Source organism: Archangium gephyra, from assembly GCF_049060025.1.
Classification (GTDB): Bacteria; Myxococcota; Myxococcia; order Myxococcales; family Myxococcaceae; genus Archangium; species Archangium gephyra_A.
The window spans coordinates 3,862,278-3,880,358 of sequence record NZ_JBMEQQ010000002.1; the positions used below are offsets into that span (position 1 = coordinate 3,862,278).

The window sequence follows — 18,081 nt, forward strand, 5'->3', positions numbered from 1 at the left end:
TCCGAAGGTCCAGGCCGTCAGCCCCTTGCGCTCCCAGTCCGAAGCCGGTGCCGCGCTGCGCAGCCTCGCCCGTGCATGTCCCCCGTACTGCTCGAGCAGCGCGTCGGCGTCGCGGCTCCGCGCGAGCTCCTTTCCCCGCTCGTCGAGCACCCGGAGCGTGAGGCGCAGGTAGGGCGCCACGGCATCCGCCCGGAGGGACTCCTCGGGCACGTCCACGCCGCTCAGCCGGTACACCGCACGCGCGAGCGCCGGAATCATCGGCCCGCGGAAGGGCACCAGCTCCTTCTCGAGACGGTCGACCAGGTCCGGCACCGGCCCCAGCTGCTTGCGCTGGGCGCGAGGGAGCTGCTCGAGCAGGGCGGTGAGTTTCTCCCGCTGCCACCCGGGGATGGTCCAGTCGAGCTCACCCGGGACGAGCTGGGCGAGCAGCAGCAGCGGCACGCTCAGGGTGATGCCGTCGTCCTCGGCCGCGGGGTCGAAGGTGTACGTCACCGGCACGGACGCGCCGTGCAGGGTGATGGCGTCCGGGTAGTGCGCCGGGGACAGGCCCGGGTCGTCCGCGAGGGCATCCTCCATCGAGAGGACGAGCACGTCGGGGTCGGCCGCCTCGGCCTTGCGGCGCCAGGCCTCGAAGCTCGCTCCGTCCGTCACGTCCGCCGGGACGCGCTGGTCGAAGAACGTCAGCAGCGCCTCGCTGTCGAGCAGCTCGCTGCGCCGGGCCTTGTCCCGCAGGCGCGCCACGCGCTCGAGCACCTGGCGGTTCTTCTCCTGGAACGCCCCCCGGGTGCGGTACTCGCCGCGCACCAGGGCATGCTCGAGGAACATCAGCCGGGCCCGGGCGGGGTCCATGCTGGCCAGGGCCACCGGGCGCTCCTTGAAGACTTGAAGCCCGAAGAGGGTCGCGTTCTCCTTCACGACGGCGCGCGCGGACTTCTCCGACCAGTGCGGTTCGGAGTAGCTGCGCTTGAGCAGGTGGGGGGCCGCCGCCGCGAGCCACTCCGGGTCGAGCTTCGCCACGGTGCGCGCGAAGAGCTGGGACGTCTCCACGAGCTCGAACGCCATCACCCAGGCAGGGGGCTTCTTCGCGAGCGCCGACGAGGGGTGAAGCATGAAGCGCGTCTGCTTCGCGCCCGTATAGTGGCGCTGCTCCGGATTCCACTGGCCGATGCGGGACAGGAGCCCGGTGAGGAGCGCCTGGTGCAGGACGTCCCCGCGCGCCGGGGCGCCCCGGCCCTTGCGCGGCAGGCGCAGCTCGCGGACGGTCTCCTCGAGCTGGCGCTGGACGTCCCGCCACTCGCGCACCCGCAGGAAGGACAGGAAGTTGTCCCGGCACACGCGCCGCAGATGGGACGTCCCCCGGCCCTCGGCCTCGCGCACGAACGCCCACAGCTTGAGGAGCCCCGTGAAGTCCGAGTGCTCGTCACGGAAGCGCCGGTGCGACTCGTCCGCCTTCTGCGCGAGCTCCCGTGGCCGCTCGCGCGGGTCCTGCAGGTTGAGCGCCGCGGCGACGATGAGCACCTCGTCCAGGCACCCGTACTCGGCGCCGGCGAGAATCATCCGCGCGATGCGCGGGTCCACCGGGAAGCGCGCGAGCTGGTGCCCGAGCGGCGTCAAGGTGCGATCCTTGCCCTCGATGGCCCCGAGCTCCTCGAGCACCCGCCAGCCCTCGGCGATGGCCCTCGGCTGGGGCGGGTCGAGGAAGGGGAAGTCCTCGACGTCACCGAGGCCGAGGGACTTCATCCGCAGGATGACCCCCGCGAGCCCGGTGCGCTTGATTTCCGGGTCGGTGAAGGCGGGCCGCATGGTGAAGCCCGCCTCGTCGTAGAGGCGCACGCAGATCCCCTCGCGCACGCGTCCGCAGCGCCCTTTGCGCTGGTCGGCGCTGGCCTGGGAGACCGGCTCGATGTGCAGGCGCGTGGTGCCCGAGCGCGGGTCGTAGCGCGACAGGCGCGCCACCCCCGTGTCCACGACGTACACGATTCCCGGGATGGTGACCGACGTCTCCGCGACGTTGGTGGCGAGGATGACCCGGCGCTGGGGAATGGTGGAGAAGACGCGCGACTGCTCGGCGGCCGACAGGCGCGCATACAGGGGCTGCACCACCGTGCCGCGGAGCTCGCGCGCGTTCAGGGCACTCTCGGCCTCGCGGATTTCCCGCTCCCCGGGGAGGAACACGAGGACGTCCCCGTCCGGGTCGAGCGAGAGCACGTCCGCCACCGCATCGGCGACGGAGTCGGCGAAGCTCGGCGTCCTCGGGGGGCGGCTCGTAGAGCACGTCCACCGGAAAGGTACGGCCCTCCACTTGGATGACCGGAGCCCCCCCGAAGAACTGGGAGAAGCGCTCGGTCTCGATGGTGGCCGAGCTGACCACCACCTTGAGGTCGGGGCGCCTGGGGAGGATGCGCTTGAGCCACCCCAGCAGGAAGTCGATGGTGAGGCTGCGCTCGTGGGCCTCGTCGAGCACGATCGTGTTGTAGCGGCGCAGGAGCGGGTCGCTGTGAATCTGCGCGAGCAGGACCCCGTCGGTCATGAACTTCACGGCCGTCTGCCGGGACGAGCGGTCCTCGAAGCGAATCTGGTAGCCGACGTCCGTGCCCAGCTCCGTGCCGAGCTCGCGTGCCACGCGCGCCGCCACGCTCGTCGCGGCGATACGCCGGGGCTGGGTGACGCCAATCTGGCGCGGGCGTCCGCGCCCCATGGCGAGCAGGACTTTTGGCAGCTGCGTCGTCTTCCCCGAGCCGGTGGCCCCCGCGACAATGACCACCTGATGGGCGGTGATGGCCGCGGTGATGTCCTCCACCCGGCTCGAGATGGGGAGCTGGGGGGGAAGCGCAGGGTGGGCAAGCCGCCGGGAGGGGGGATGGGTGAGTCGCCGGGCATGGCAGCATCGGGCCTGAGGCTCAGGCCACCTTCGCCGCCGCTGCCTCGCGGCCACAGGGGCGGCGGAAGGCGCAGCGGGTGCACGCCGACAGGTTCTCCGTCTGCGGGAAGGCGGACTCGTCCTTCGGCGTGTTGGTGGCCGGGTCCGCCAGCAGCTCGCGCATCCGCGCCACGCTCTGCGCGAAGCGGGCCTTGAAGCCCTCCACCGCGTCCGCGTCCACCTGCACCTGATGCTCCACCCCGTCGTTCAGGTACACCAGCGACGCGCGCACCTTCTCCATCGGCAGCCGGTAGCGCTGCGACACGTACAGGCCGTAGCCCAGCACCTGCTCGTCATACCCCTCGCGCGCCTTGCCCGTCTTCCAGTCCACCACCACCGGCGAGCCGTCCGCGTCCACGTAGGCGAAGTCGGGGATCGCGAACACCTTCACCCCGTCCATCGTGAAGGTGGAGAACTCGGCCCCCGCATCCACCTCGAGCCACTGCGCGGGCTTCAGCCCCCGGGCCAGCTCCGGCCAGCGCGAGCTGAAGAACCACGCCAACGCCGAGCGCACCGTCTCCCAGTTCTGCTTCCAGGCCTCGTCCGCCACCTGCTCGTCGTACTCGTGCTCCACCAGGCCCGAGAACGTCTTGCGGTACTTCTGCGTCCAGTACGACTTGCCCCGCGAGTGGCGGAAGTCGTCCTGCATCAGCTTGCGCGCCCGAGCCTCCACCTTCTCCGGCTCCACCGCGCGCCCCGCTCGGATGTCCAACAGCGCGTCCTTGATGGCGTCGTGCACCACGCTGCCCGCCCAGGCGTAGCGGTTGCCCAGCTTCTTGAGCACGTACAGCTCCCGCACCTCCTTGGGCGCCCCCGACTCCCAGCCGCCCCAGGAGCGGTAGTAATAGAGGTAGTAGGCCCTCAGGCATTCCTGGAGCTTTTCGTGCCGGCTCTTGGACCAGGAGAAATCGTTGGCGAAGGAGGTGCGCCGCATGGGAGGTCGCGCATCCTAGACGGTGGCTCGCTGAAGTCGAAAGAGGGACAAGCGTGCAGGCACTCCCCAGCAGGTCCTTTTCCCCCACCTGAGAGCCGCTAAGGTGCCGCGCCTCATGGCCAACAAAGACTTCCAGGGGAAGGTGGTCCTCATCACCGGCGCCTCCAGCGGCATCGGCCGCGCCGCCGCCACCGCCTATGCCGCCCAGGGCGCCCACCTCGTGCTCGCCGCCCGCCGCGAGTCCCAGCTCCAGGACACCGCGCGCGAAGTGGAAGCACTCGGCGTGCGGGCGCTCGTTGTGCGCTGCGATGTCACCGTGGAGGAGGATGTGATCCGTCTCATGCGCGAGACGGAGGCGGCCTTCGGCGGGTTGGACATCCTCGTCAACAACGCCGGGCTCGGCCTCTACGGCCCCGTCGAGGGCTTCAGCGAGGCGCAGCTCCGCCACGTCTTCGAGGTCAACTTCTTCGGCCTGGTGCGCGTCACCCGCGCCGCCCTGCCCCTGCTGCGCCAGCGCGCTCCCGGCTCGCAGGTGGTCAACGTCAGCTCCGTGCTCGGCCACCGCGGCCTGCCGCTGCTCGGCGGCTATGGCTCCTCCAAGGCCGCGGTGAACCTCCTCACCGAGTCCCTGCGCGCCGAGCTCGCCGCCGAGGGCATCTCCGTCCTGCTCGTCTCCCCCGGCCTCACCGAGACGGAGTTCCGCGACTCCCGCCTCAACGCCGAGGGCTGGAAGCAGGACGCCATTCCCCTGAACGCGATGAGCTCCGCCGCCGTGGCCACCGCCATGGTGCGCGCCAGCCGGCGCAAGCGCCGCGAGACGGTCCTCACCCTCCCCGGCCGTGTCATGGTGCTCGCCAACCGCTGGGTCCCCGCGCTCTTCGACCGCGTGGCCCGCCGCATCGTCAATCCCGCCAAGGCTCCATGAGCCCTCCGCGCAAACGCAAGGCGTCCTCTCCCTCGCCCCTCGTCGAGCCCGCTCGCCGCGAGTCCCTGCGCGCCTCGCTGCTCGCGTGGTACGACCGGCAGAAGCGCGACCTGCCCTGGCGCCGCACCCGTGACCCGTACGCCATCTGGCTCAGCGAGGTCATGCTGCAGCAGACGCAGGTGGCCACCGTCATCCCCTACTGGGAGCGGTTCCTCCAGCGCTTCCCCACCGTGGAGACGCTCGCCGCCGCGCCGCTGCCGGACGTGCTCGCCGGGTGGCGCGGGCTCGGCTACTACTCGCGCGCGCGCAACCTGCACCGCGCCGCCCAGGAGATCGTCTCCCGCTTCGGCGGCAGGCTCCCCTCCACCGCCGCCGAGCTGCTCTCCCTCCCCGGCTTCGGCCGCTACACCGCCGGTGCCGTGGCCTCCATCGCCTTCGGTGAGCCCGCCCCCCTCGTGGATGGCAACGTGGCCCGCGTCCTCTCCCGCCTCTTCGAGGTGGAGGGGGCCCCCGGTGACCGCGCCCGCGAGGCCCGGCTGTGGGAGCTCGCCACCGCGCTCGTCCCCGGCGAGCGGCCCGGGGATTTCAACCAGGCCCTCATGGAGCACGGCGCCACCATGTGCCGCCCGGAGAATCCCCTGTGTCTTCTGTGCCCCGTGCGCGAGCAGTGTCTCGCGTACCTCCATGGCCGCGTGGCCGAGCTGCCCCCCGCCAAGGTGCGCGCCGCCCCCAAGCGGATGACGCTCGCCGTCGCCGTCTGGGCCCACGAGGGCCGCCTGCTGCTCGCCCGGCGCGCCGAGAAGGGCCTCTTCGGCGGCCTCTGGGAGCTGCCCGCCGCCGAGGTGCAGGACGATACGGCCGACCCGGAGTCCGCCGCGAAGCTCGCCGAGGCGCTCGGTACGGACGTCTCCGTGAGGGGACACCTCGGCACCGTGCGCCGGCAGCTCACCCACCGATCCCTCTCGCTCCGGCTGCTGCACGTGACGGGACAGCAGCACCCCACCCGCGCCCCCGCCTTCCAGGAGCTGCGCTGGTGCACCCCCGGCGAGGCCTCCTCGCTCGGCATGAGCACCGCCATGCACAAGGCGCTCGAGGCCGCTGTCACCGCCGGTGCGCTTCGCGAGTGAGGAGCGTCCTCTAGAGGACAGGCCCGGGTCCGGCGTGTCGCTCCGGCAACGGAGGGCCCCGGGTCCAATTCCCCTCCCGCTCCCAGGTGCCGATGCTGCGGTCCGCAGTCTTCCTTTGCTCCTGGAGGAGAGCTCCGCATGGCACGTACGCACGCCAAGACGTCCCACCCCACGCCGACCCAGCAGATGCCGGAGACCACGGCTCGCAATGCCGCGGCCTCCAACCGCACCACCCCCACTCATGAGCAGATCGCCAGGCGCGCCTATGAGATCTTCCTCGCTCGCGGCGCCGGCCACGGTCAGCACGAGCAGGACTGGGCCCAGGCCGAGCGCGAGCTGAAGCTCGGGCGCTGAGGTCCTCGGCCACGGATTCAACCTGGGATGCGCGATACCCTCACCCTTTCCCTCTCCCGGAGGGCGAGGGGTGGGGGGCTCGGATTCAACCTGGTCGCTAACGGATCAGCTCGCGTACGGGGACTTCGGCGTGGATTGCTCGGCCGTCAGCGCCTCCTGGAGCCTGCGCTGTGCGACCTTGAGCTGCTCGAGCACCCGCTCCGCGTCCACCACCGTGCGCATCGCCAGCCCGCATGCCGGCGTCAGCAGCACCTGCGAGCCCACCCGCTCGAAGGCGTGTCCCGGTGGCAGCGCCGCCTTCAGTGACACCTCCACCGCGTCCACCAGCTCCTCCACCGCGTAGGTGGAGGCCAGGTCCGTGGGGATGATGCCCAGGCTCAGCGTCGCCCCCGAGTCCAGGAAGCGCGAGAACGCCCCCGAATCCTCCAGCACCGCGTCCAGCGACAGCCGCACGTCCAGCGACAGCATGTCCAGCCCCGCGTCCAGCAGGCTCGCCCAGTCCGTGTTGCCGCAGCAGTGCACCCCCACCAGCGCGCCCTCGCGCTGCAGCGCCACCACCAGCAGCCGCAGCTCCTGCATCGCCAGCAGGTGCCTCGGGTTGGAGCGCTCGAAGGCGAACAGGCCCGGCTCGTCCAGGAAGAAGAGCGGCGTCGTCCCCGCCCGCCGCAGCGCCTTCACCATCGCCAGCGAGCGCGCCAGCACCAGCCGGAAGATGGCCTCGTCCAGCCCCGGCACGTCCAACGTGGCGTGTCCCTCGCTCGTGCGCGCCACCGAGCGCACCGTGAAGGGGCCCGCGAGCTGCGCCTTCGCGAAGGCCAGCTTCCGGTTCTCCACCTCCCAGAGGAACGGCCTCCACGCCCGGCAGTTGTCCAGCGAGGGCTCGAAGCTCTCCAGCGCTCCCGAGGACAACGCTCCCTCCAGCCGCGCCAGGAAGTCCGCGCGCCCCGCCTCCCACGCCCCCAGGTCCACCGTGCACATGCCCTCGTCGTCCCACCGCACGCCCGGCAACCCCTCGAGCGCCTGCGGAATCATGAACTCCGAGGGCCGCCCCACGGGAAGCTGCGGCAGGAAGGGAATGTCCAGCACGAGCGCGGCCTGCAGGCCCATCTCGAGCTGGGTGTGCGGAAGACTCCCCACACCCGTGGTGGCACAGGTGGGAAGGAGCTGGATGGCCCGGCGGATGTTCGGCGCGCTCATGACTCCCAGTGTAACCGGAGTCGGGTAGCCTGCCGCGCCCATGCTCGGACTTCCTCCCCTTCCTTCCTCACTCCAGGCCTGGCACGAGCGTCTCGAGTCCGTCGCCGCGCCCTGCCTCCTCTTCTCCGCCCGGGACGCGGAGGATCCCACCCTGCCCGGGTGCCGCTATGGAGGACACCCGCTCGTCCCACCGGGCACGCCATGGCCCCGCTCGCCCCGGGGCCCGCTCGTCTTCGTGGGCCAGTTGGATTTCGCCGAGCTCGCCGCGTGCCGGGGCGAGGCCCTGCCCCACCTGCCCCGCGACGGTGTCCTCGCCCTCTTCTACGACGCGCAGGAGCAACGCTGGGGGTACAACCCCAAGGACAGCGAGTATTGGAAGCTCCTCTGGACCCCCCACAGCGCCGAGGCCGTGCCGCTCGCGCCTCCGAAGGAGCTGGAGGACGCCGGCCTGGCCTTCGACCTGCCCCTGCGCTTGGAGCCCCGGCTCGGCGTCTGCCTGCCGGACCCCGCGGACCGCCGCGCCCCCGTGCCCGCGGACGATTGGGGCCCGGAGCAGGCGGACGACTACCTCGTGCTGCGCGAGCGGCTCTCCGGCGGCGAGCACGCGCACCAGGTGGAGGGCCATCCCTGGTGGATACAGAACGACGCCCGCCTGGAGGCGCAGCTCGTCTCCCACGGCATCTACTGCGGCGGCTCGCGCGGCTACGACTCCCCCGAGGCGCGGCGGCTCGAGCCCGGGGCCTCCGCCTGGCGCCTGCTCTGGCAGATCGGCTCGGATGACCAGACGGGCTTCACCTGGGGCGACGGCGGCAACCTCTACCTCCTCATCCGCGAGCAGGACCTGCGCGCCTGCCGGTTCGACCGGGCCTGGCTGGGCCTGCAATGCAGGTAGGGTCCGGGGGGCCTACCGCGCCCGCCTGCTCGCCGCTGTAACAATCCAGCCTCGCTGTCTTGGCGACCCCCTGGGTCAGGGTGTAGGACTGGACTTCCATGGAAGCCCCCGCCCCCGCCAGTCCCCCCCCGGCCCCTCCTGACGCCCCCACCCTCACCGCCGTCACCACGCCCAGGCCCATCCCCCGGTTCCCGGGCCACTTCCTGACGGGGAACCTGTCCGGCTTCCGGCACGACCGGCTGAAGCTCTTCCGGGACCTCAAGGAGACCTGCGGAGAGATCGGCACCATCCGCGTGGGCCCGCTCCCCATCACGGTCGTCACCTCCGGCACCATCGCGCACACCCTGCTGCACCACCACGCCAACGACGTGGATGGCGGCCCCCTGGTGAAGACGTTCATCCCGCTCGTGGGCGAGCGCAGCCTGGTGCTGCTGCACGGGCCCCAGCACCGCAAGCAGCGCAAGCTCCTGGCGCCTGGCTTCCAGCGCGAGCAGCTCGCCCACTTCACGCAGACCATGGTGCAGTACACCCTGGATGCCATCGCGGGCTGGAAGGACGGCCAGGAGTTCGACGTCCACGACGAGATGGCCACCCTGACGATGCGCATCATCGGCAAGACGCTCTTCGACGTGGACTACCGCCACGAGACGAACGAGCTGCTCGGCGCGATGGGGCAGGCCCTGCAGCACATCGAGTACCTCACCTCCAGCCTGGTGCAGATTCCCCTCTCCTGGCCCACGCCGCGCAACAAGCGCGTGCGCGAGGCCCTGCGCACCATCGACACGACCTTCCGCGGGATGATCCGCCAGCGGCGCGTGGACCATGGGCAGCGCAAGGACATGCTGTCCTCGCTCGTGCAGGTGCGCGACGAGGAGGGCCAGCCCATCAGCGAGGATCAGCTCCACAACGATCTCATGACCATCTACTCCGGGCATGAGTCGACGGCGCTCTCGCTGGGCTGGACGTGGTACCTGCTGGCCCGGCACCCCGAGGTGCTCGCCCGGGTGCGCCAGGAGGTGGACACCGTCCTGGGTGGGCGTCCGCCGGCATTCGAGGACCTGCCCCAGCTCCGCTACACGCTCCAGGTCATCAAGGAGTCGCTGCGGCTCTACCCCGTCATCTTCATGCTGGCACGCGCGCCCACGAAGGACCTGGACGTCGCGGGGTACCGCCTGGCCAAGGGGCAGATGGTCCTCATGCCGCCCTACATCATCCACCGGGACGCCACGTTCTTCCCGGACCCGGAGCGCTTCGATCCCGACCGCTTCCGGCCGGAAGCTCGAGAAGCAGCTTCCGCGCTACGCCTACTTTCCCTTCGGCGCGGGCCCGCACACCTGCATCGGCAACCACTTCGCCATGATGGAGAAGCAGCTCATCGTCGCGACCATGGTGCAGCGGCTGAACGTCGAGCTCGTCGACGACAAGGAGCTCCCCCGAGGTCCTCACGGTGACCCTGCGCCCCTCGCACCTCAAGATGCGGGTAAAGCACCGCGAGGACGCCGCCACCCGCGACGCGAGCCAGGTGGCGTAGCGCAACCACCCGCTCGAAGCCCGGGGCACCCGCGTGGAGTGCCCCGAGGGCCTCAGCCGCCCCCGCGCTCCTTCGACTTGCGCTGGTCGAGCATCAACATGGCGCTCAGCTCGAAGATGGAGTCGATGCGGTCCACGCGATAGAGCTCCTTCGCGATCCAGCACTTCACCTTCGTCTCGGGACGGGCGAAGGGCCGGTAGTTCTGCAGCATCCACGCGAAGGCCCGGTCCAACGACAGGACGATGCCCTGGTTGGAGAAGCCCTGGCGCTCCAGGTAGGCGAGCATCAGCACCGCGTAGGCCGTCTCCGTCAGGTTGGAGGGGCCGTTGGTGCTCCAGCCGCCGTCGCGGTTCTGGCACACGAGCACGGCCTCGACGGCCTCGCGCAGCGCCTCCACGTGCGGAGAGCCGACGAGGGCGATGGCCGCGTGGCCCGTGGTGTACAGCCAGGAGCGGTTCCACTTGTCCACCGTCCAGCGTCCATCCGCGTCCTGGCGGTCGAGCAGGAAGCGCTGGAAGGGCGCGACGTCCTGGCCCATCACCACCAGGGCGTGGATGCAGCGGGCCGTCACCGTCGGCGAGGGGTGCATCTCCCCCGCGTAGGCGACGAAGTGGTCGTCTTTCTGGAAGCGGTAGAGGACCGAGAGGTCGACCGGGTAGCCGAACTCGTGCAGGAGCATCACGGCCGCCGCCGTGTCATCCCCGTCCTGCAGGAAGTGGTCGCTCATCGCGATGCCCTTGGGAGTCAGGGCGGTGACCAGCTCCTTGACGATCGGCATCACCACGCCCTCGAGGCGCGGATCCTTGAGCACGCCGGCGATCTGCAGGGCGTAGAGCGAGAAGACCTGCTCGTAGCGCTCGAAGGGGTAGATGGTCGAGGTGACGCCCGGAATGCCCATCTCGCACGCGCGCTCGGCGTTGGACAGGTACCGGCGCGCGCGCTCCACGGTGTCCTCCAGCTCCGGCCGGTCCGAGGCGGCCTTCACCCACGCCGCCGTCGCCGCCGGGCTGTGACTGAGGCCTCCCGAGCCGTCGATGATCCGCGGATCCGGCTCGGTGCCGGTGATCTCCCAGACGTGGTTCCAGGGCATGCCCGGCAGCATCGGCAGCTTCGCGACGGACTGTCGCTTGCGCTCGCCGAACTCGATCAGCTTGCCGTAGGGCCTGCGGGGGATGTGCATCTCCCCGGCCGCGTCGAGCTGATTCAACAGGCCGGGCAGGACGATCTCCCCACCCACGGGCAGATCGTCATGGGCCATGGTGGCCCACAGCGCCGCCTGCTTGCGCAGGAACGCCACGCCCTCCTGGATGGCGGAGCGGGTTCCCTGGCGGCGGCCGTACTCCCGCAGCGCGAGCACGGCCGCGAGGGTGGGAATGTCGCGGTGCAGCGGCATGGCCGGATCACCCCAACCGCCATCGGGATGCTGCTGGGACAGCAGCCACTCCACGGCGGGCCAGCCACCCTCCGCTGGAGGCAGGGTGAGGAGCATCTGCGCCGTGTCGTAGACGGAAGGGCTCATCAACCCGCCCTTCGCGCCGAGTGAAGACACCAGCGAGTGCAGCTCCGCCAACAAGACATCCTGGATACGTTTCATCAGACCTCTTCGGGAGGGACTTCGGCGGAAGCGTGGCGCGCCTAGCCGCTGGACTCGGGGTGGTGGAACTCGCGCTGCATGTAGAACATCCGGCTGAAGTGGCCCGTGGCCACCAGCGTCTTGCCCCAGGGACGCAAGGCCTCGGGAAGCTGTCCGGCGACGTTCGAGAGCGACTCGAGGTGCTTGCCGGAGCGCTCCACCGCCTCGCGCTCGGCCTCCGCCTCGGGCATCCCCGCCGCGCACAGCAGGGTGAGGCTGTTGAACTTCCCCTCGGCGCGCTCGCGCTCCAGGCTGCGCACGTCATTCATCCACCGGCCCAGCAGCCCCATGTCCGACAGGGCGTGCTCGACGAGCGGCTCCTGGAGCGGCTCCCCGGCGAAGTCCGGCGCGAGCACCACGAGCGCCGCGCAGTGGTACATGGGCGCGCCGCAGGTCCACCGCGACACGTCCAGGTAATGCTCCAGCGTGGGCAGCGCGCCCTCCCGCTGGTAGCGGCGCTTGTCGCGCAGCTCCGTCAGGTGGCCCGCGCCCATGCGCCGGAAATGCTCCTGCCAGAGCGACAGGAAACGCCCCGCTCCGGGCGCCGCGTGGAGCTGCCTCGCCACGTCCTGCACCGCGCCGCCCACGAAGCTGGCCTCGTCCGCGCCCGCCCACTCCAGCGAGTCCGGCGCCCGGACCGTCTCCACGTAGCGCTCGAGCACGCGCTGCACCTCCGCGTCCTCCAGCGCGCCGATCTCTCCATCGGCGATGTCGTCCACGGCGAACACCAGCAGCCCCGCCTTGGCGATGAGCAGGTGCTGCTCGAGCGTCAACTCCGGGTGCCCGGCCACACTACCCAACGTGGCGGGTTTGAGCCGCGAGGCCATGATGGCCGGGAAGCGCTCCCGCCAGGCCATCAGGGAAGGCACCAGCTCCTTCACCCGCGCCTGGATCCGCTCCAGGTGCTCCTCCGGAACCCCCGGGGACCGGGCCTCCGCGTACTGGTTCTTCAGCTCCCGAACGACTCCGAAATGACGGCCTTCCGAACTGCGTGTGCTCATGGGCCTCCAGGATGAGGCATTCCGCCCCACCGCGCTACCAGTGGGGATGGACTTCTACCATGATCTCGCACGTCGAGTATCGGGGATGACCCACCTCTGGGACAAAACTGACCCAGGTGTTAAAATGTGGGCTTCACGCCCCCATGAACCCTACTTTGGGGTCAACCCTCTCACGACACTGAGAAGTAGTGTGCCTGGGGGTGGTGGAAGACGAGCGCGGAGACACTGGCCTCGGGCTCCATCATGCAGCCGTCGGTGAGCTGGACGCCGATCTCCTCGGGGCGCAGGGCCTGGAAGAGGAGCGTCTGATCCTCCAGCCGGGGGCAGGCGGGGTAGCCGAAGGAGTAGCGCTTGCCCTGGTACTCGGCGCGGAAGCGTTCGAGCATCGTCATGTCCGGCTTGTCCGGGAAGCCCCACATGCTGCGGAGCTGGGTGTGGAGCATCTCGGCGTAGGCCTCGGCCGTCTCCAGCGCGAGCGCCTGCACGGCGTGCATCTTCAGGAACTCGCCCCTGGCCTTGTACTCCTCGCTCAGCTCGCGGATGCCCTGCCCGGCCGTCACCACGAACATGGCCACGTTGTCGCTCGCCGCGCCGTTCTCCAGCGGCTTGACGAAGTCGGCCAGGCACAACCCGCCCGGCTTCTCCTGACGCGGCAGCTCGAAGACGACGCCCGGCTGGCCCGTCTCGCCATCGAAGAGGTGGAGGCGGTTGCCGTCACTGCCCGCCTTGAAGAAGCGGAACACGGCCTTGGCATGCATGCGCCCGCCGCGCAGAGAGCCCTTGATGCTCTCCACCTGCTCCTTGAGCGCGAGCGCCTTGCGGCCCTCCTCCGTCTTGGCCAGGTCCGCCTCGGCGGGGGTGCCCAGCGCGCGGGAAGCGGTGCGCAGGCCCAGGTGGCGGCCGTAGAGCATCACCGGGTTGATGAAGCGCCAGATGGTGTCCAGCGGCGTGTTGGTCAGCACGTGCCGCACGTAGTCCGGCGCGGGCGGCACCTGCTCCAGGATGGAGACCTCCTTGCTGCGCACCGCGGCCACCGGGGCGCTGGCCTTGGGCCGGTCCTTGTCCTGCTGCGACAGCTTCGTGCGGCGGTCGGCCAGCTCGCCCTTGAGCTTCTCGTGGGAGGCCGGGTCGACGATCTGCTTGGCCAGCTCCAGGCCGCTCATGGCGTCCTGCGCGTACGCCACCGTGCCGCCCCCGTAGGCCGGCGCGATGTTGCGGTCCACGAAGTTGCGGCTCAGCGCGGCGCCGCCCACGAGGATGGGCACGTCCACGCCCTGGCGCTTGAGGTCCTCCGCCGTGGCCACCATCTGGTGCGCGCTCTTCACCAGCAGGCCGCTCAGGCCGAGGATGTCCGGGGAGTGCTCGCGCACCGCCTGCACCAACTGCTCGGGCGGCACCTTGATGCCCAGGTTCACCACCTCGAAGCCGTTGTTGGCGAGGATGATCTCCACCAGGTTCTTCCCGATGTCGTGCACGTCGCCCTTCACCGTGGCGAGGACGATCTTCCCGCGGCTGGCCGCCTGGGCCTTGCTCATGTGCGGCTCCAGGTAGCTCACCGCGGCCTTCATGAACTCGGCGCTCTGGAGCACCTCGGCGACGATGAGCTCGTTGGCGCCGAAGAGCCGGCCCACCTCGTCCATGCCCTTCATCAGCGGGCCGTTGATGATGTCCAGCGGCGCGTACTTCGCCATCGCCAGGTCCAGGTCCGCATGGAGGCCGTCACGGCTGCCCTCGACGATGTAGCGCTGCAGCCGCTCCTCCAGCGGCAGCGTGCTCACGTCGGCCTTCTTCGGCTTGCGCTCGCGGAAGTGCGCGGCGAAGGGCGTGATGGGATCCGCGCCCCGGTTGTAGAGCAGATCCTCGGAGAGCTGGCGCTCCTCGGGAGGCAGCGACGGGTAGCGCTCGAGCTTCTCCGAGTTGACGAGCGCCATGTCCAGGCCCGCCTGGACGCAGTGGTAGAGGAAGACGGAGTTGAGCACCTCGCGGCCCGCGGTGGGCAGGCCGAAGGACACGTTGGAGATGCCCAGCACCGTCTTGCACTGGGGGAAGCGCTGCTTGATGAGCCGCACGCCCTCGATGGTCTCCACCGCGCTGCCCGTGTACTGCGCGTCGCCCGAGGCGCACGGGAAGACGAGCGGATCGAAGTACAGGTCCTCCGCCTTCATGCCGTACTTGCCGGTGAGCAGCTCGAAGGAGCGCTCGGCCACCTCCAGCTTGCGCTGGCGGGTGACGGCCATGCCCTTCTCGTCGATGCAGCCCACCACCAGCGCCGCGCCGAACTCACGCGCCAGGGGCACCACCTTCTCGAAGCGCTCCTCGCCGTCCTCCAGGTTGACCGAGTTGATGATGGCCTTGCCCTGCGAGTACGTGAGCGACATGGCGAGCACGCGCTCGTCCGTGGAGTCGATCATCAGGGGCACGCGCACCTTCTTGACGACGACGTCCAGGAAGCGGCGCATGTCCTCGAGCTCGTCCCGGTCCGGGTTGGCCAGGCAGATGTCGATGACCTGCGCGCCCCGCTTCACCTGGGCGCGGGCGATCTCCGAGGCGTCCTCGAGCTGCCCCGCGACGATGAGCTCCTTGAACTTCTTGCTGCCGATGACGTTGGTGCGCTCGCCGACGATGACGGGGCGCTCCTCGTTGCGCACCTCCAGGAAGTCCACGCCTGAGAGCGTCGAGCGCGGAGGCGGGAGCTGGCGGCGAGGCGTGAGGCCCTTCACCGCCTCGGCGATGGCGGACACGTGGCCGGTGTGTGTGCCACAACAGCCACCCACCACGTTGAGCCAGCCCTGCTCACAGAAGCGGCGCAGCGAGCGCGCCAGCATCTCGGGGGACTCCAGGTAGTGCCCGTTCTCGTCCGGCAGGCCCGCGTTGGGCACGCACGAGACGGCGAAGGGGCTCATGGCGGCCAGCGAGCGGATGTGGTCCGTCATGAACTCGGGGCCGGTGGCGCAGTTGAGGCCCAGGTAGAGCAGCTCCACGTGCTCCAGCGAGGCCGCCAGCGCCTCCACGGACTGGCCGGCCAGCATGGTGCCCATGGGCTCGATGGTGCCGGACACCGCCACCGGCAGCTTCCACCCCAGCTTGCGGAAGGCGCGCTCGCACCCGAGCAGCGCCGCCTTCACGTTGCGCGTGTCCTGGCACGTCTCGATGAGCAGGTAGTCCGAGCCGCCCAGCGCGAGCCCCTCCGCCTGCGCGGCGAAGTTGTCCACCAGCTCCTCGAAGGTGATGCCACCCGTCACGCTGATGGCCTTGGTGGTGGGGCCGATGGAGCCCGCCACCCAGCGCATCCGCCCGTCTTTCGCCTCGGCGGCCTCGGCGGCCCGGAGCGCCAGCTTCGCCGAGGCGATGTTGATCTCCATCGCCTTGTGCGACAGGCCGAACTCGCCGAGCACCAGCGGCGTGCCACCGAAGCTGTCCGTCTCCGTCACGTCCGCGCCCGCGGCGAAGTACGCGGCGTGGATGCCCTCGATGACGTCCGGCCGGGTGAGGACGAGGTACTCGTTGCAGCCCTCGTACTCGGCGCCGCCGAAGTCCGCGGCCTTGAGGTTCTGGTTCTGCAACTGGGTGCCCATGGCGCCATCCAGCACCAGCACGCGCTCGCGCATCGCGGCCCGCAGGGCCTCCACGCGGCGGCCGTGCTGCCCCGGAGGAGGAGGAAGAGGAGCGGGAAGGTGGCTGCTCATGACTGTTTGACTCCGGTGAGGAGGAAGACGCGGAAGGGGCTCGCCCCCTCGCGTGCATGCGTTTCGCGCGTGAGGGCGCCAAAGCCCACCTCGCGCAGGGAAGCCTCGAGCGTCTCCGGGGCGAAGCCGAGGTGCCGGTGGCCCAGCCGCTCCAGCACCCACCGCTCGTCGTGGGGCATCAACTCCAACAGCACCAGCTTGCCCCCGGGCTTGAGGATGCGCGCGGCCTCGGCCAGCACCGCCGGCGGGGACTCCGTGTGGTGGAGGCTCTGGGAGATGACCACCAGGTCGCGCTCGCCCGCCGGCAGCGACAGCCGGTGCAGGTCCTCGCGCAGGAAGGTGATGTTGGAGCGGCCCTCGCGGGCGGCGCGCTCGCGGGCCTGCACCAGCGCGGCCTCGCTCTGGTCGATGGCCCACACCCGCGAGGCCCACCGGGCGATGGCCACCGAGAGCACGCCCGTGCCGCACCCGAAGTCCGCCACGTCCAGCGCCGGCAGCAGCGAGGCCAGCGCCCCCGCCCAGAGGAACCAGGACTGCCCCGGCTCCAGCAGCCGCTCGTTGAGGGCCTGCCGGTCCTCGCGCTGGCGCAGGAGATCCTCCAGCCGGGCCAGGTCCCCCTCCTCGTCCGCGGCCTCGCGGGCCAGCCGGATGAGCGGCCAGCGCGCGTCCTGGGGCTCCAGCGCCAGCGAGTAATAGGTGAAGCCCGCCTGCCGCTCCTCGCGGATGAGGCCCAGCCCCTTGAGCTTCCCGAGGTGGTGGGACACCGAGGACTGCGCCACCCCCACCAGGGACACCAGCTCCGACACGTTCAGCGGGGCCCGCGCCATCAGCCGCAGGATGCGCAAACGAGTCGGGTCACCCAGGGCCCGGAAGGATTGGGACAGCTCTTCCATATCGGTGAATCAACATACGTCGATATGACGCGGAATGCCAGGGAAGAGCACCGGGGCGACGCGGCGCGTTGCCATGTGGGGAAGGGTCGTCTAGAGACGCGCCATGGCCGCTCCCTCCCTGCACCAGCTCCTCGAAGGCAAACGTTTCGGACTCGTCCTCTCCGCCGGGTACTTCGGCTTCTATGGACATGCCGGGTTCCTCAAGGGGCTGGCGGCCACGGGGTTGAAGCCCTCGGCATACGCCGGGACGAGCGCCGGAGGCCTGGTGGCCGCGTATGCCGCCGCGGGGGCGAGCGTGCACACCATCGAGGAGCTGGTCCTCAAGCAGACGCGGCAGGCGTTCTGGGATCCGGATCCGATCGGAGCGGTGCTCAACGCGTTTCCGAGCGAGGGCCATGGGGCCACGGGCCTGCTCAAGGGCGAGCGCTTCCGCCGGCTGCTGGAGGACACGCTGCCGGTGCACGGTTTCGAGGAGCTGCCGCACCCGCTGCTGCTGGTGAGCGCCAACCTCACGCAAGGGACGCATGAGGTGTTCACCTCGGGCGAGCTGGCGCCGCGGGTGCACGCCACGTGCGCCTACCCGGGCCTGTTCCGCGCGGTGCGGCTGGGGCGGGACCTGTACTGGGACGGAGGACTGGTGGACAAGGCGCCCGCGCTGGCGATGCGGGACAGCGCCTTCGGGAAGGACCTGGACGCCATCCTCGTGCACTACCTGCCGAGCCGCACGCGCAAGATGCTGGGAGGCCCCATGGCGTACGCACAGGGGATTGCCGCGGGCTCGGCGGCGCTGAGGCAGGACCACTTCCGGCTGCAACTCTCGCTGCTGAAGGAGCGCAACGTCCCCGTCTACGTGGTGGTGTCCACCCTGCCGCCGGTGTCGCCGTCGCAGATGGAGCGGGGCTTCGATGCCCTGCACCAGGCGAAGCTCAGCGCCGAGCGCGCCATCGCCCGGCCTCCGGTGCCCTTCGAGCAGGCGTGACCGCAGGAG

At 70.5% G+C, this 18,081-nt stretch carries 14 protein-coding genes and 2 pseudogenes; 8 read left to right on the forward strand and 8 right to left on the reverse strand.

Annotated elements, in window-relative coordinates; translation table 11 throughout:
• Positions 1-18: 18 nt before the first annotated feature.
• Positions 19-2,217 (reverse strand): annotated as a pseudogene (gene hrpA / locus ACN28I_RS16715) (ATP-dependent RNA helicase HrpA); the annotation flags it as partial.
• A gap of 89 nt (positions 2,218-2,306) precedes the next feature.
• Between hrpA and ACN28I_RS16720 the strand changes: the two are divergent.
• Positions 2,307-2,477 carry a hypothetical protein gene (locus ACN28I_RS16720; protein ID WP_420948885.1) on the forward strand — a complete coding sequence of 57 codons (171 nt, stop codon included), beginning with the start codon at positions 2,307-2,309 and terminating at the stop codon, positions 2,475-2,477.
• Here ACN28I_RS16720 and ACN28I_RS16725 read toward each other — a convergent pair.
• Positions 2,408-2,935: pseudogene (locus ACN28I_RS16725) on the reverse strand (DEAD/DEAH box helicase); the annotation flags it as partial. The gene ACN28I_RS16720 and the pseudogene ACN28I_RS16725 overlap by 70 nt on opposite strands.
• Positions 2,901-3,854: a PD-(D/E)XK nuclease family protein gene (locus tag ACN28I_RS16730; protein ID WP_420943003.1), complete on the reverse strand. Its 954-nt coding sequence runs from the start codon at positions 3,852-3,854 to the stop codon at positions 2,901-2,903. The gene ACN28I_RS16730 and the pseudogene ACN28I_RS16725, both read right to left, overlap by 35 nt.
• A 115-nt stretch (positions 3,855-3,969) precedes the next feature.
• Between ACN28I_RS16730 and ACN28I_RS16735 the strand changes: the two genes are divergently transcribed.
• The 3 genes from ACN28I_RS16735 (at position 3,970) to ACN28I_RS16745 (ending at position 6,260) form a co-directional block, all read left to right on the forward strand.
• Positions 3,970-4,779 carry an SDR family oxidoreductase gene (locus tag ACN28I_RS16735; RefSeq protein ID WP_420943004.1) on the forward strand — a complete coding sequence of 270 codons (810 nt, stop codon included), beginning with the start codon at positions 3,970-3,972 and terminating at the stop codon, positions 4,777-4,779.
• The gene (gene mutY / locus ACN28I_RS16740; protein WP_420943005.1) at positions 4,776-5,906 is read left to right on the forward strand and encodes an A/G-specific adenine glycosylase; all 1,131 of its coding nucleotides are present in this window, start codon (positions 4,776-4,778) and stop codon (positions 5,904-5,906) included. The genes ACN28I_RS16735 and mutY overlap by 4 nt, the downstream gene beginning before the upstream one ends.
• 138 nt (positions 5,907-6,044) lie before the next feature.
• Positions 6,045-6,260, forward strand: coding sequence for a DUF2934 domain-containing protein (locus ACN28I_RS16745; RefSeq protein WP_420943006.1), 216 nt, complete (start codon positions 6,045-6,047; stop codon positions 6,258-6,260).
• Positions 6,261-6,365: 105 nt separating this feature from the next.
• Here the strand turns inward: ACN28I_RS16745 and ACN28I_RS16750 are convergent, their stop codons facing one another.
• Positions 6,366-7,457: a hypothetical protein gene (locus ACN28I_RS16750; RefSeq protein ID WP_420943007.1), complete on the reverse strand. Its 1,092-nt coding sequence runs from the start codon at positions 7,455-7,457 to the stop codon at positions 6,366-6,368.
• A gap of 40 nt (positions 7,458-7,497) precedes the next feature.
• On the opposite strand from ACN28I_RS16750, the gene ACN28I_RS16755 reads away from it, so the two are divergent.
• The 3 genes from ACN28I_RS16755 (at position 7,498) to ACN28I_RS16765 (ending at position 10,023) form a co-directional block, all read left to right on the forward strand.
• Positions 7,498-8,349, forward strand: a complete 852-nt coding sequence (locus ACN28I_RS16755; RefSeq protein ID WP_420943008.1) for a YwqG family protein — start codon at positions 7,498-7,500, stop codon at positions 8,347-8,349.
• Between the two features lie 98 nt (positions 8,350-8,447).
• Entirely contained in the window at positions 8,448-9,800 is a 1,353-nt protein-coding gene (locus tag ACN28I_RS16760; protein WP_420943009.1) for a cytochrome P450, read from the forward strand.
• Positions 9,688-10,023 (forward strand): hypothetical protein, encoded by a 336-nt coding sequence (locus ACN28I_RS16765; protein WP_420948653.1) that lies wholly within the window; start codon positions 9,688-9,690, stop codon positions 10,021-10,023. The genes ACN28I_RS16760 and ACN28I_RS16765 overlap by 113 nt, the downstream gene beginning before the upstream one ends.
• Here the strand turns inward: ACN28I_RS16765 and ACN28I_RS16770 are convergent.
• The 4 genes from ACN28I_RS16770 to ACN28I_RS16785 all read right to left on the reverse strand — a co-directional run bounded on the left by ACN28I_RS16770 (position 9,933) and on the right by ACN28I_RS16785 (position 17,093).
• On the reverse strand, positions 9,933-11,474 hold the full coding sequence (locus tag ACN28I_RS16770; RefSeq protein ID WP_420943010.1) for a hypothetical protein: 1,542 nt from the start codon (positions 11,472-11,474) through the stop codon (positions 9,933-9,935). The genes ACN28I_RS16765 and ACN28I_RS16770 overlap by 91 nt on opposite strands.
• Before the next feature lie 41 nt (positions 11,475-11,515).
• A complete protein-coding gene (locus ACN28I_RS16775; RefSeq protein ID WP_420943011.1) occupies positions 11,516-12,514 on the reverse strand; it encodes a terpene synthase family protein in 999 nt (332 codons plus the stop codon).
• 170 nt (positions 12,515-12,684) lie between these two features.
• A complete protein-coding gene (gene metH / locus ACN28I_RS16780; protein ID WP_420943012.1) occupies positions 12,685-16,200 on the reverse strand; it encodes a methionine synthase in 3,516 nt (1,171 codons plus the stop codon).
• Complete coding sequence (locus tag ACN28I_RS16785) at positions 16,197-17,093, reverse strand: ArsR/SmtB family transcription factor (protein ID WP_420943013.1); 897 nt, start codon at positions 17,091-17,093, stop codon at positions 16,197-16,199. Before ACN28I_RS16785 ends, metH begins: the two co-directional genes overlap by 4 nt.
• A 103-nt stretch (positions 17,094-17,196) precedes the next feature.
• Here ACN28I_RS16785 and ACN28I_RS16790 point away from each other — a divergent pair, with 103 nt between their 5' ends.
• Positions 17,197-18,072, forward strand: coding sequence for a patatin-like phospholipase family protein (locus ACN28I_RS16790; RefSeq protein ID WP_420943014.1), 876 nt, complete (start codon positions 17,197-17,199; stop codon positions 18,070-18,072).
• Positions 18,073-18,081: the final 9 nt, after the last annotated feature.